The 13,184-nt window shown below is 64.3% G+C and carries 13 protein-coding genes; 8 read left to right on the top strand and 5 right to left on the bottom strand.

Features of this window, described 5'->3' with window-relative positions; translation table 11 throughout:
- Positions 1-456: 456 nt before the first annotated feature.
- Genes OU426_RS17955 through OU426_RS17940 form a run of 4 tightly spaced genes read right to left on the bottom strand, consistent with a single transcriptional unit; the run spans position 457 to position 4,365 of the window.
- Positions 457-1,140, bottom strand: coding sequence for a GntR family transcriptional regulator (locus OU426_RS17955; protein WP_267635545.1), 684 nt, complete (start codon positions 1,138-1,140; stop codon positions 457-459).
- 7 nt (positions 1,141-1,147) lie between these two features.
- Positions 1,148-2,014, bottom strand: a complete 867-nt coding sequence (locus tag OU426_RS17950; protein ID WP_267635544.1) for a DMT family transporter — start codon at positions 2,012-2,014, stop codon at positions 1,148-1,150.
- Positions 2,011-3,168 (bottom strand): acetylornithine deacetylase, encoded by a 1,158-nt coding sequence (argE, locus tag OU426_RS17945; RefSeq protein WP_267635547.1) that lies wholly within the window; start codon positions 3,166-3,168, stop codon positions 2,011-2,013. The genes OU426_RS17950 and argE overlap by 4 nt, the downstream gene beginning before the upstream one ends.
- Before the next feature lie 12 nt (positions 3,169-3,180).
- The gene (locus OU426_RS17940) at positions 3,181-4,365 is read right to left on the bottom strand and encodes a M24 family metallopeptidase (RefSeq protein WP_267635543.1); all 1,185 of its coding nucleotides are present in this window, start codon (positions 4,363-4,365) and stop codon (positions 3,181-3,183) included.
- Positions 4,366-4,550: 185 nt separating this feature from the next.
- Here OU426_RS17940 and ehuB point away from each other — a divergent pair, with 185 nt between their 5' ends.
- The 6 genes from ehuB (at position 4,551) to OU426_RS17910 (ending at position 9,576) form a co-directional block, all read left to right on the top strand.
- On the top strand, positions 4,551-5,396 hold the full coding sequence (gene ehuB / locus OU426_RS17935; RefSeq protein WP_267635541.1) for an ectoine/hydroxyectoine ABC transporter substrate-binding protein EhuB: 846 nt from the start codon (positions 4,551-4,553) through the stop codon (positions 5,394-5,396).
- Between the two features lie 66 nt (positions 5,397-5,462).
- A complete protein-coding gene (gene ehuC, locus OU426_RS17930) occupies positions 5,463-6,122 on the top strand; it encodes an ectoine/hydroxyectoine ABC transporter permease subunit EhuC (RefSeq protein ID WP_267635540.1) in 660 nt (219 codons plus the stop codon).
- On the top strand, positions 6,119-6,787 hold the full coding sequence (ehuD, locus tag OU426_RS17925; RefSeq protein ID WP_267635537.1) for an ectoine/hydroxyectoine ABC transporter permease subunit EhuD: 669 nt from the start codon (positions 6,119-6,121) through the stop codon (positions 6,785-6,787). The genes ehuC and ehuD overlap by 4 nt, the downstream gene beginning before the upstream one ends.
- Before the next feature lie 3 nt (positions 6,788-6,790).
- Positions 6,791-7,603 (top strand): ectoine/hydroxyectoine ABC transporter ATP-binding protein EhuA, encoded by an 813-nt coding sequence (gene ehuA / locus OU426_RS17920; protein ID WP_324289835.1) that lies wholly within the window; start codon positions 6,791-6,793, stop codon positions 7,601-7,603.
- Positions 7,593-8,600 carry a hydroxyectoine utilization dehydratase EutB gene (eutB, locus tag OU426_RS17915; RefSeq protein WP_267635535.1) on the top strand — a complete coding sequence of 336 codons (1,008 nt, stop codon included), beginning with the start codon at positions 7,593-7,595 and terminating at the stop codon, positions 8,598-8,600. The genes ehuA and eutB overlap by 11 nt, the downstream gene beginning before the upstream one ends.
- Entirely contained in the window at positions 8,590-9,576 is a 987-nt protein-coding gene (locus OU426_RS17910) for a cyclodeaminase (protein WP_267635534.1), read from the top strand. Before eutB ends, OU426_RS17910 begins: the two co-directional genes overlap by 11 nt.
- Here OU426_RS17910 and OU426_RS17905 read toward each other — a convergent pair.
- Complete coding sequence (locus OU426_RS17905; RefSeq protein ID WP_267635532.1) at positions 9,573-10,034, bottom strand: Lrp/AsnC family transcriptional regulator; 462 nt, start codon at positions 10,032-10,034, stop codon at positions 9,573-9,575. The genes OU426_RS17910 and OU426_RS17905 overlap by 4 nt on opposite strands.
- Before the next feature lie 126 nt (positions 10,035-10,160).
- On the opposite strand from OU426_RS17905, the gene OU426_RS17900 reads away from it, so the two are divergent.
- Together OU426_RS17900 and OU426_RS17895 are read left to right on the top strand one after the other, a co-directional pair.
- Positions 10,161-11,564 (top strand): aspartate aminotransferase family protein, encoded by a 1,404-nt coding sequence (locus tag OU426_RS17900; protein ID WP_267635531.1) that lies wholly within the window; start codon positions 10,161-10,163, stop codon positions 11,562-11,564.
- A gap of 100 nt (positions 11,565-11,664) precedes the next feature.
- Positions 11,665-13,074: an aldehyde dehydrogenase family protein gene (locus OU426_RS17895; protein WP_267635530.1), complete on the top strand. Its 1,410-nt coding sequence runs from the start codon at positions 11,665-11,667 to the stop codon at positions 13,072-13,074.
- The last annotated feature ends 110 nt before the right edge of the window (positions 13,075-13,184 follow it).

Genomic DNA, 13,184 nt, shown 5'->3' with positions numbered 1-13,184 from the left:
ATGTGGGGTCAAGATGAGCCGCAAACCCTCGCCTACGCAATCATGCCAAACTGTTCCATAGGCGCTGATGGCGGACAGAATTGAACGGTCTCAAAGCGTTCTGTCTCGTCATTAATGGCAACGCGACAGCGGGGGATAAGTCCCAAGTGAGCAAGGCGCGCCAAACGCTCATAACTCAGACCCTGCGACGTCTCTGGCTAAACCATATGAAATGGCGACAGCATCGACGCGCTGTTGCCGATTGCCGTGGTCCCATTCACTACCGCTCGTACTGATCCAACGCACCCCTATGGATCATGGGGCCGTCCTCACAGGCAGAATCACTTGCGTGCCATTAGCGTCACTTTTCGTCCAATCGACAAAACCAGAGTAGACGCGTTATCCTTCTGCGAGCACAAAAAATAATTGCATCGATTGACTTAATAAATTGGATGGCACTCTACAGAATACAACCTACTAGAGGATTCGTGACGCGATGCGCATCCTCGTATAACTCATTGAAATATGCGTGCGATGGATCAGCGCGGCGGATCGGACGTCGCCAATCGCCAGGGCGCGCAGGACTTCGTCGATCTCGTCTGCAAAGATCCGCACTTCTGCAGCCACGTCAATGCGCGCGGCTGCCATGGATTTCAGCCAGATCCGGGCGGTCTGCAGGAACAGACGCTCGCAGATCTCGCGCAGCGGAAGGTTCGAGGTGATGCCGTGGAATTCGTGGAAGAACTCCATGTTCAGTTCCCCAAAGCGCCGGGCGTCGGGCGCATTGGCCAACGCGCGAACCTCGGCCGACAGCAGCTGCAAACGGTCCCACAGGGCGGGGTCGGGCGGGTTCGGGCCAAGGACCCCCAGAAGCTCGGCCAGTTCCATTCGCAGCTGATAGGTCTGTTCCAGCGCCTCGATGTCGACATCGGTGACAAAGGTCCCGACACCATGCACCGACTGCAACAGGCCTTCGCCTTCCAGCCGGACCAGAACCCGACGCAAGGGTGTGCGGCTGGTCCCGAACTCTGCTGCCAGATCCTCCTCTGACAACCGGGTGCCGGGGGGATAGTCCAGAACACAGATGCGATTGCGCAGGACCTTGTGCATCCTGTCAAAGCGGTCGCGGGCGGTGGGCAGGCTTTCGGCTGGAAAGTTCACGGCACCCTCATCTCGTCTGGCGTGTCACGATATAGACCCCAACGGCTGACAAGGCCAATCCGGCAAGCGCCAGGGGACGCAGGGGTTCGTCCAGCAGCGCCCATGCAAGGGCCATCGCAAGCGGCGGCACGAGATACATCAGCGCCGAAATCCGCGTGGCATCGCCGCGCGCGATCATGGCGATGTAAAGCGAAATCGAGATCAGCGAATTGCCCAGGACCAGCCAGACCAGCGCGACGATCAGGCCCGGCTGCCAGTCGATCGACAGGCTTTCAGTGGCCACGGCCACCGGGGCAACCAGCGTGAAGCCCACGGCATATTGAACCAGCCCTCCGGCCACCGGGTCGGTCTTGCGGCCCAGGGCCTTTTCGAACAGCGTGGCCCCGCTGATCCCGGCCAGAGCCCCAAGTGCCAGAAGCGCCGCGCCAATCGGGCTTGGACCCAGCGACCCCTCGGACCAGACCGCCAGCAGGACGCCACAAAAGCCGATCCCCAGCCCCGACCACAGAAGAAGTCCCCCGCGCTTGCCGCCGATCAGTGGCGATGCGGCGGCGACAAGGGCGGGCTGCAGCGCCATGATGATGGCGGTGGTCCCGGCGTTCATCCCCTGCTTCATCGCCAGATAAGCCAGGCCGAAATAGACGCCCTGAATAAGAAACCCCGTCACCGCCACCGCTGCCCAATGCCGTGCGCCCACCGGCCATTGCGGTCGCAGCAGCAGGGCAAGGGGGACCAGCACCACCACCGCCAACCCATAGCGCAGGGCCAGAAGGGTCATCGGTTCGGCATGTTGCAGGCCCAGCTTGGCAAAGCCATAACCCCCCGACCACAGGATCAGAAAGACAAAGGGGGCGGCCCGCCAGAAGGCAGTCATGGGGCGACCTGAAGCCGGTCTCCCAGGCGTTCCAGAAAGCGGATGCCCTCGGCCAGTTGCTCCAGTGCGATGAATTCGTCGGGTTTGTGCGCCTGTTCGATCGAGCCGGGGCCGCAGATCACCGCCTGCATGCCCATGGCCTGAAAGATCCCCGCCTCGGTGCCAAAGGGCACCAGGCCCGCGCCGTTGGCCCCGGTCAGCGCCAGCGCGATCTCGCGCGCCTCGTTCTCGCTGGTCGGAATCAGCCCATCCACCTCGCCGATCACTTCGGTGATGATATCGGCCATGGGGGCCACCGCGCGCATCCCCGGCAGCAGGTGGTGGGTGCAGAATTCATGCAGGTCGGCCTTGACCAGATCGGCGTCGCCGGGCTGGGCCGGGCGCATTTCCCAGTCCACCCGCGCCTTTCCGGCGATGACGTTATGGGCCACACCGCCGACCAGCGCGCCGGTGTTGATCGTGGTCCAGGGCGGCTCGAACCGGCTGTCGGGGGGGGCGAGGGCCTTCAGAACCTCGCGCAGCTCCAGCAGCCGGGCGACATAGCGCACCGCATATTCCACCGCATTCACCCCGCGTTCGGGGGCCGAACCGTGACCCTCAAGCCCGGTGAAATGCACCGAATATTCGTAGCAGCCCTTGTGCCCCTCGATCACCCGCATCAGCGTCGGCTCGCCAATGATGGCGACGCGCGGCTTCACCCCGCGCGCCTGCAGAAGCGGGGCCAGCGCTTGCGCACCCAGACAGCCGATCTCTTCGTCATGGGTAACGGCGAAATGGATCGGCCGGGCGATGGCCTTTTGCGCATAGACGGGCGCCAACGCCACGGCGGCAGCGATAAAGCCCTTCATGTCACAGGTGCCGCGCCCGTAAAGCCGCCCGTCGCGTTCCACCATCGCCCAGGGGTCAGAGGTCCAGGCCTGATCGGCCACCGGCACCACGTCGGAATGGCCGGACAGAAGGATGCCGCCGTCGATGTCGGGGCCAATGGTGGCAAAGAGATTGGCCTTGCCGCCACTGGGATCGCGGAACACCTCGACCCGCGCCCCGGCGTCGGCCAGCAGGCCTGCCAGATGCTCGATCAGCGCCAGATTGCTGTCGGCCGAAACCGTGGGATAGGCAATCAGCTGGCCCAGAATCTCGCGGGTGCGGGTCATGTGGTCCAAGGCTTACTCCTTGACGAACAGTTTGCGTTCGACCTGGCACAGCGCCTGGGCCGGGCCGGTGTCGCCGATCAGGATGGTTTCGGTGGTCTCCAACCCCCAGCTGTCCATCCAGAGCGCGGGCATGAAGTGAAAGACCATGCCGGGTTGCAGAACCGTCTCGTCCTCGGTGCGGATCGAGGCGGTGCGTTCGCCCCAATCGGGCGGATAGGACAGGCCGATCGGATAGCCCATCCGGCCCTCGCGGTGGATGCCGTATTTCTTCAGCACATCCATGAAGGCCTGGGCGATGTCGCGGGTCTGGTTGCCCGCGCGGGCGGCGGCAAGGCCGGCCTCGATCCCTTCGATCTGCGCCTCTTCGGCGCGGCGCATCTCGGCGGGGGGCTGGCCCAGATAGACGGTCCGGCAGAGCGGAGCATGGTAGCGACGATAGCAGCCCGACAGTTCGAAGAACGTCGCCTCGCCCGCCTTCATCGGCGCGCCGTTCCAAGTCAGATGCGCGGCGGTGGCGTCCATGCCCGATGGCGTCAGCGGCACGATGGCGGGATAGTCGCCCCAATCCTCGCCCACGCCGATCAGCCCGGCGCGGGAGATCTCGGCCACCAGTTCGTTCTTGCGCAGGCCCGGGCGCGACAGGTCGATGGCCGTCCGCACGATCCTTTCGGAAATCGCGGCGGCCTTGCGGATGAAGACGATCTCTTCGGCCGATTTCACCAGGCGCTGCCAGTTCACCAAAGCGGTGGCATCGACAAGCGTTGCCTTTGAAAGCTCCGAACCCAGCACCGCATGCGCCTTGGCCGAGTAGTAGTAATTCTCCATCTCCACCCCGACGCGGGCCTGTTCCAGCCCCATGTCGCGCAGGATGCGGGCAAGGTCCTGCATCGGGTGGCGCACGGTCGACTGCACATAGCTGTCGGCATAGCCGTGGATCGAAGGCGGGGCGATCCAGCAGGTGCGCAAGGCACCAAGGCTGTCCATGTGGCGACCCCACCAATGCGGCTCGCCTTCCATCGTCAGGATGACGCCCTGGTGGACGTAGAACGACCAGCCATCATAGCCCGTCAGCCAGGCCTGGTTTGACGGGTCGGTGACAAAGATCGCGTCCAGGCCCGCCTTGGCCATCGCGGCACGGGTCAGGGCGATTCGGCGGTCATATTCAGCTTGGCTGAAAGGGGCATTCTGCGGGGTCATGATTTCTCACTGGGGTGGCATGTTGTATACAAGACTAAGGACAGAGTTCGGAATTTTGCAAGCAATAATCCACTTACCCGTCATTTGGCGGCAAAATCGCTTGACACAGTTCGAAGATTTCTTGTGTTGTATACAACAGGCGGAGAAATCCATGAACAACCCACCGCCAAACAGGAGGATCCGATATGAAGATGTCTACCCTGACGACGACGGCGCTGGCCGGTCTTTGGCTTGGCGTTTCGGCCATTGCCGCCCTGGCAGGCCCGCTGGAAGACCGCATCGCAGCGGGCGACACCATCCGCATCGGCTTTGCCAATGAAATCCCGTTTGCCTATCCGGGCGAGGATGGCACCCCCAAGGGCTTTGTGAATGCCGAGGTGATCGGCGTGCTGGCCAAGATGGGCTATACCAACATCGAGACCGTCGAGACCGAGTGGGGCGGGCTGATCCCCGGCCTGAACGCAGGCCAGTTCGACATCATCACCGGGGGCATGAACATCCTGGCTGCGCGCTGCGAGAACATCGCCTTTTCCGAGCCGATGGCCAAGATCGGCGACGGGTTCATCGTGGCTCCGGGCAACCCCAAGGGCATCCAGACCTACACCGACGTCAAGGACAAGGCCGTGATGCTGGTGACGGGGGCGGGCTATTCCAACATCGACGCCGCAAAGGCTGCGGGCGTGACCGAAGATCAGATCATGATCGTCCCCGGCCCGACCGAGATTCTTGCGGCCGTCACCGCTGGCCGGGCCGATGCCGGGACCGGCACCTATCCGACGATGAAACAGCTGGCCGACAGCTCCGGCGGCGCAGTCGAAATCGTCGATCCGTCCGCCATGCCGGAAGAGTCGTTCAACTGGGCCGGCGTGGGCTTCCGCAAGGAAGACCAGGACTTCCTTGACCGGTTCAACGCGGCGCAGAAAGACTATCTCGGCTCGCCCGAAATGCTGGCTGCGGTGGCTGAGTACGGCTACTCGGAAGCCATGCTGCCCGGCGACAAGACGACGGAATGGGTCTGCGCGAACCGCTAGGCACCCAACATGCGGGGTCGGACGTTCCGGCCCCGCCCTTTCGCATAACCAAGGGGTAGACCGGCGATGTGGGAGTTCCTGCAAACCTATGGCCCAAGGCTGCTTGACGGCGCGCTGGTCACCTGTGCCCAGTTCATTCTTGCCGCCCTTGTCGCCTGCGTAGCGGCACTTGCGGCAGGACTTGGCCGCCTGTCGTCCCTGTGGCCGGTCCGCAGCCTTTCGGTCGTCTACATCGAACTTTTCCGGGGCACGTCGCTTCTGGTTCAGCTGTACTGGATTTTCTTCGTACTGCCCCTGTTCGGGATCAGCCTGCCCAAATTCGAGGCCGGGTTCCTGTCGGTCGGCCTGAACGTCGGGGCCTATGGCGCCGAGATCGTGCGCGGCGCGATCCAGGCCGTTCCACGCGGACAGTGGGAGGCGGGATATGCCCTGTCGATGTCGCCCGCCAAGCGGATGCGGCGAATCATCCTGCCGCAGGCGCTGGTGCTGATGCTGCCGCCCTGGGGCAACCTGATGATCGAGCTTTTGAAGGGCACCGCCCTTGTCGCGCTGATCGCCGTGCCCGACCTGATGTTCGTGGCCAAGCAGATCAACGGTGCCACCTTCCGGTCGGCCGAGGCGTTCGGGGCGGCGCTGCTTGTCTACTACCTTCTGGCCCGGGTGCTGATCACCCCCGCGATGCGCGGGCTGGAACGGGCCATGGCGCGGAGGCTTGGCCGGGCATGACTTTTGACTGGAACTGGGAATTCGCCTTCGAAATCCTGCCGCGCCTGCTGCGGGCCACGATCAACACCCTGATCGCGGCTGGGGTCGGCTATGGGATCGCCATGATCCTGGGGCTGGTCTTCGCGCTGGCGCTGCGCAGCTCCGGTCGCCTGCCGCGCACCCTGTTGCGCGAGGTGCTGGAGTTCATCCGTTCGACCCCTCTGGTCGTGCAGATCTTCTTCATCTTCTACGTCGGGCCGCAGGTCGGCATCACGCTGTCGCCCTGGGTTGCCGGGATGATCGCCATCGGCCTGCACTATTCGGCCTATCTGGCCGAGGTTTACCGCGCCGGGATCGAAGCCGTGCCGCGCGGCCAGTGGGAATCCTGCCGCGCCCTGAACCTGACCACCCGCGACAGCTATGTGCGCATCATTCTGCCGCAAGCCTTGCCGCATGCCGTGCCGGGCATGGGCAATTATCTGGTCGGCATCTTCAAGGACACGCCGATGCTGTCGGTGATCGGGGTGACCGAACTGATGCAGGCGGCCAATTCCATCGGCTCGGAAACGTACCGCTTTCTTGAGCCTTACACGTTGGTCGGTCTGATCTTTCTTGCGCTGTCGCTGCCCACGGCAGGTCTTGTCCGCCTGGGCGAACGTCGGCTGCGCCGCAAACTGGGGCTTTGAGTCATGGATCTGTCCGCCTATCCCTTGGAACTGCCCGAAAGCGACCGCCCGATGGTGCGCTTCATGAACGTGACCAAAAGCTATGGCTCGCTGGTCGTGCTGGACAGCCTGAACCTGGACATCCAGCAAGGCGAGATGGTGTCGGTGATCGGTCCGTCGGGTTCGGGCAAGACCACGGTCCTGCGCATGCTGATGACGCTGGAGACGATCAATGACGGCGTGATCTATGTCGATGGCAAGCCCCTGACCCACATGGTCCGAAACGGGCGTCTGGTCCCCGCAGACGAGGCGCATCTGCGGCGGATGCGGGCCTCGATCGGCATGTGTTTCCAGCATTTCAACCTGTTTCCGCACATGACCGCGCTGCAGAACTGCATGGAGGGTCCGGTGCAGGTGCTGGGCCTGCCCAAGGCCGAGGCGCGGGCACGGGCCGAGGAGCTTCTGGCGATGGTCGGCATGATCGACAAGAAGGACCAGCACCCCTCGCGCCTGTCCGGGGGCCAGCAGCAGCGCGTGGCGATTGCCCGCGCACTGGCGATGCGGCCGCGGATCATGCTCTTTGACGAGGTGACCTCGGCGCTTGACCCCGAGGTGATCGGCGAGGTGACGCAGGTCATTCGCAAGCTGGTCGCCGAACATGATCTGACCATGCTGATGGTCACGCACCAGATGGGCTTTGCCCGCGACATCTCGGACCGGATCTGTTTCTTCTACAAGGGTCGGATCGAGGAACAGGCCGCACCCGAGCAGTTCTTCACCAACCCGCAGCGGGAACGGACGCAGCAATTCCTGCGGGCGGTCAAGGATGCCGATTAAGCCGCTGACGCTGGCCGATGTGCTGGCTGCGGCCAAGGTGATCCGGGGCCGGGCCGACGGCACACCGCTGGTGCCGTCGCAAATCCCCGGCCTGGGGCAAGAGATGCTGCTCAAGCTTGAAACCACGCAACCGATGGGCGCGTTCAAGCTGCGAGGGGCGCTGACTGCGCTGGCCGCCCTGCCGCCCGACGCGCCGGGGGTGGTGTGCTGTTCCACCGGCAACCACGGTCGCGCCATCGCCTATGCCGCCCGCGAGATGGGCCTGCGTGCCGTGGTCTGCATGTCGGCGCTTGTGCCTGCCGCCAAGGTCGCGGGCATCCGCGCCCTTGGGGCCGAGGTGCGGATCATCGGCCGGTCACAGGACGATGCCGCCAAAGAAAGCCGGGCGCTTGTGGCGACCGAGGGGCTGGTGGAAATCCCGCCCTTTGACGATGCCCGTGTCATCGCCGGGCAGGGGACCATCGGGCTGGAACTTCTGGCCGCCCGGCCTGACCTGTCCACGCTGCTTCTACCGCTGTCAGGCGGGGGCCTTGCCGCCGGGGTGGCGCTGGCCGCCAAGGCGATCAAGCCCGGCCTGCGCGTCATCGGCATCTCGATGGAACGCGGCGCGGCGATGCAGGCGTCCATTGCAGCGGGTCATCCGGTGGCGGTGACGGAATACCCGTCGCTGGCCGACAGTCTGGGCGGTGGGATCGGGTTGCAGAACCGGCTGACCTTGGCGCTCTGCCGCGATCTTCTGGACGAGGTTGTGCTTGTGGACGAGGTGGCAATCCGCGACGCCATGCAGGCGCTGTTCTTCCATGACCGCATGGTGGCCGAGGGCAGCGCGGTCGTGGGACTGGCGGCGGTGATGACGGGGGCCGTGCGGCTTGGTGGGCCTGCGGCAACCATCCTGACCGGGCGCAACACCGACATGACCAGCTTTGCCGATATCGTCGCGGGGCGCGACCTGCAGATCGGCGACATTTTCCTGAAGGGCAGACCCTATGGCGCATGACATCCAGATCGTCACCGAGGCCGAACTGCGCCGGATCGTCGCGCTTGACCTGACCACGGTAGACGTGATCGAGGCCGCCTTTGCCGCGCTGGCATCGGGCGGGGTGGTGATGCCGCCGATCCTGTCGATGGACCTGCCCGCAGCGCATGGCGAGGTGGATGTGAAAACCGCCTATATCCCCGGCTTTGACGGCTTTGCGATCAAGGTCAGCCCCGGCTTTTTCAACAACCCAGCCTTGGGCCTGCCCAGCCTGAACGGGCTGATGATCCTGTTCTCGGCCAAGACCGGGCTGGTGCAATCGCTGTTTCTGGACAATGGCTATCTGACCGACATCCGCACCGCCGCAGCCGGCGCGGTGGCCGCCCGCCATCTGGCACCCGAAATGGTCGAAACGGCTGGTGTCATCGGCACCGGGGTCCAGGCGCGGCTGCAGATGCAGGCGGCCCATCTGGTACGGCCCTTCCAGCGCCTGTTGGTTCATGGCCGCGATCCGGTAAAGGCCCGCGCCTGCGCCGATGATCTGGCCGCCCGTCTTGGCGTTCAGGCGCAGGCGGTCGACAGCGCGGAAACCCTTGTCCGGGCTTCGCAACTTGTGGTCACAACGACGCCCGCCCGCGCGCCGCTGATCCGCGCCGAATGGCTGCATCCGGGGCTGCATATCACCGCCATGGGCTCGGACCAGTCGGGCAAGAATGAAATCGACCCGCGTGCCCTTGCCGCCGCCGATGCCTATGTCTGCGACCGGGTAAGCCAGTGCGAAGTCTCGGGCGAGATGGAGGCGGCGCTGGCCGCCGGTCTGTGGACCAAGGGCCGCCCGGCCGAACTGGGCGAGGTCATCACCGGCGCAAGGCCTGGCCGCCACAGCCCGCAGGATGTCACGATCTGCGATCTGACCGGCACCGGCGTGCAGGATACCGCCATCGCCACTCATGTCCGCGCCCGCCACCCGCAGGCCGGCACGATCCTGCAGGCCTAGCCTATCGGCAGCGCGAACCCCGCCTTCACCCGGTCGATCACCACCATGGTCTTGAACCCCCGGATATCGGGGTTGCCATAGAAGAAGCGCCTGGTGAACTGTTCGAAATCCTCCATGTCGCGCGCCGTCACCACCAGCACGAAATCGGCATCGCCGGTGACGTAGTAGCCCGTCATGATTTCCGGCGTGGTGCGGATCGCCGCCTTGAAGCGGTCGATGATATCGGCGCGCTCGCGTTCCAGCGTGACATGCACCAGCGTCGTCAGCTCGCGCCCGATGGCCTTGGGCGAAATGACCGAGAGATCCGCCTCGATCACCTTGTCTTCACGCAGCCGCTTCATCCGGCGCTGACAGGCGGTTGGCGACAGGCCGACCATCCCGCCCAGAACCTCGCTGGAATGGCGGTTGTTCTCTTGCAGGGCGCGGAGAATCTTCAGATCAATCGCATCCAGGGTCATGCGCAGCTTTCCTGTGTCGTTTTCAGATAAATAGCAGGATTCCTGCGCGAAACGCCAGAACTACGCCGCAAACCGCAAGAGCAACCCGATATCCTGTGCCGAACCCCCTTGCCTCAGGAGCCGCAGATGGATCACAGCCTTTCCCAGATCGCCGAGATGGACCGCGCCAGCGTGCTGCATCCCTTCACCCAGGCGAAAGACTATGCCAGCGGCAAGGCGGGCGATCCGACCATCGTCACCGGGGGCAAGGGCATCCGCATCCAGGACGCCAGGGGCAACAGCTATATCGACGCTTTCGCCGGGCTTTACTGCGTCAACATCGGCTATGGCCGCGACGAGGTGGCCGATGCCATTTCCAGGCAGGCGCATCAGCTGGCCTATTACCACTCTTACGCCGCGCATACGACCGACCAGCTGGCGATCCTGTCCGACCGTCTGGTGCGGATGGCCCCGGGCAAGATGAGCAAGGTGTTCTATGGCATGTCGGGGTCGGATGCCAATGAGACGCAGGCGAAACTTGTGTGGTATTACAACAACCTGCGTGGCAAACCGGGCAAGAAGAAGATCATTTCGCGCGATCGGGGCTATCATGGCTGCTCGGTCGTTTCCGGGTCGATGACCGGGATGAGCTTTTACCATGACCACATGGACCTGCCGATGGGCCTGATCCGCCACACCGGCGCGCCGCATCACTATTGGGGCGCGGAACCCGGCGAAAGCGAAGAACAGTTTTCCGCCCGCCGCGCGGCCGAGCTTGAGGCGATGATCCTGCACGAAGGCCCCGACACTGTAGGTGCCTTCATCGGCGAGCCGGTTCTGGGAACGGGGGGCATAACCCCGCCCCCGGCGGGCTATTGGGCGGCCATTCAGGCGGTGCTGCGCAAATATGACGTGCTTCTGATCGCGGACGAGGTGGTCACGGGCTTTGGCCGCACCGGCGCGCTGTTCGGCTGCACCAAATACGACATCGAGCCCGACCTGATCACTGTCGCCAAGGGCCTGACCTCGGCCTATGTCCCGCTGTCGGCGGCCATCATCGGCGAAAAGGTCTACAAGGTGATCGAAGACGGGGCCGACAAGGTCGGTGCCTTCAGCCACGGCTACACCTATTCGGGCCACCCGATTGGCGTGGCCTGCGCCAATGCCGTGCTGGATATTGTCGAGCGTGAGGACCTGCCCGGCAATGCCCGCACCACCGGCGCTTATTTCCAGGACCGGCTGCGGCAGGTCTTTGCGCAGCTTCCCATCGTCGGCGAAGTGCGCGGCGTCGGGTTGATGGCGGCGCTTGAATTCGTGGCCGACCGGGACAAGAAGCAGCGCTTCGATCCGGCCCTGAAAGTCGGCGCCAAGATCTCGGCAGCGGCCCGGGCGCGCGGCCTGATTGCCCGCGCCATGCCGCATGGCGACATTCTGGGTTTCGCCCCGCCCTTGGTCACGACCCGCGAGGAGGTGGACGCCATTGTGGACATCGCCGAAGCCGCCGTGCGCGAGGTTATGGACCAGTTGACTCGCGAAAAGGCCGTGGCCTGACCGCGCACCCCCGACGCGCTGCATCACCAAAGGGCGCAGTTTCGCCAGATCGCCGGTCCCGCCGCCGCTGGACCGCTTTGACTTGCCAAGGACAGAACCGATGATCGCATTGAAAAGCACACAGCAGGCCGAAGCCGCCACCTTTCCGGTGATGAACCCCTTCGACGGGTCGGTCACGGGACAAGTGCCCGTGACGCCTCCGCAAGACCTGCCGCAGATCTTGGCCCGGGCTGCCCAGGGGCAGACTGTTGCCCGTGCGATGCCGCGCCATTGTCGCGCGCAGATCCTTGAAACGGCGGCGGCGCTTGTCGGGGCGCGGGCGGAACGCTTTGCGCAGCAGATCACCGCGGAGGCTGGCAAGACCATTCGTCAGGCCCGAAAAGAGGTCACGCGCTGCATCAACACGCTGAAGCTGTCAGCCGAAGAGGCAAAGCGTGGTGCAGGCGAAGTCATTCCCTTCGACGCCTATGCCGGTTCGGAAAACCGGATCGGCTGGTTCACGCGCGAACCCTTGGGGATCATCCTGGCCATCACCCCGTTCAACGATCCGCTCAATCTGGTGGCGCACAAGCTTGGCCCGGCCATCGCCGGGGGAAATGCCGTGATTCTGAAACCTTCGGAACTTGCACCGCTGTCCGCCCTGGCCCTTGTGGAGGTGCTGATCGAAGCCGGGCTGCCAACCGAGGTCGTGACGCCGGTCGTCGGTGGTCCCGACCTTGGCAAGGCGCTGGTTGCGGCGCGACCGATCCGCATGATCTCGTTCACCGGCGGCTTCGGGACCGGCGAAGCGATCTCTCGCCTGGCGGGGCTGAAGAAGCTTGCGATGGACCTTGGAGGCAATGCGCCCGTCATCGTCATGGCCGATGCGGCTTTGGACCTCGCGGTCGAGGCCTGCGTTTCGGGGGCGTTCTGGGCGGCGGGGCAGAACTGCATCGGCACCCAGCGCATGCTGATCCAGCGCCCGGTCTACGACGCCTTCCGGGCGGCCTTTGTCGCCCAGACCGAAACCTTGCGCACTGGCGACCCGCAGGACGAGGCGACCGATGTCGGCCCGATGATCACCGAAGCGGCGGCGATGGGTGCCGAACAGCTTGTCAGTCGGGCGCTGAACGCCGGGGCGCGGGTGTTGACCGGCCATCGGCGCGCAGGTGCGCTGTACCACCCCACGATCCTGGAGGCCGTCCCGCATGACGCCGCGCTTTGGTGCGACGAGGCCTTTGCCCCGGTGGTGACGCTGGAACCGTTCGACAGTTTCGACCAGGCCATTGATCTGGCCAATGCGGTCGATTTCAGCCTGCACGCCGGGATCTTCACCTCGCGCCTCGACATTGCGCTGGACGCCTCCAGCCGGATCGAGGCGGGCGGGGTGATGGTGAACGACTCCTCGGACTACCGCTTTGACGCCATGCCGTTCGGCGGGTTCAAGTATGGCAGCCTTGGCCGCGAAGGCGTGCGCTTTGCTTACGAGGAGATGACGCAAGCAAAGGTCGTCTGCATCAACCGTCAGTAAACACTGCATTTACTGGGATTACCTCGTGTCGCGTGAGACCGTTCAACTACCTGGGGTCATGCGGCACGCTGAAAGAGCGGTAAAGGCACGAATGGCGAAATGATAGTCTG

Origin of the sequence: Frigidibacter sp. RF13, assembly GCF_026626305.1 — a bacterium.
In the GTDB taxonomy this organism is placed as follows: Bacteria; Pseudomonadota; Alphaproteobacteria; order Rhodobacterales; family Rhodobacteraceae; genus TMP-24.
This window is presented reverse-complemented; position numbering and strand designations above follow the sequence as displayed.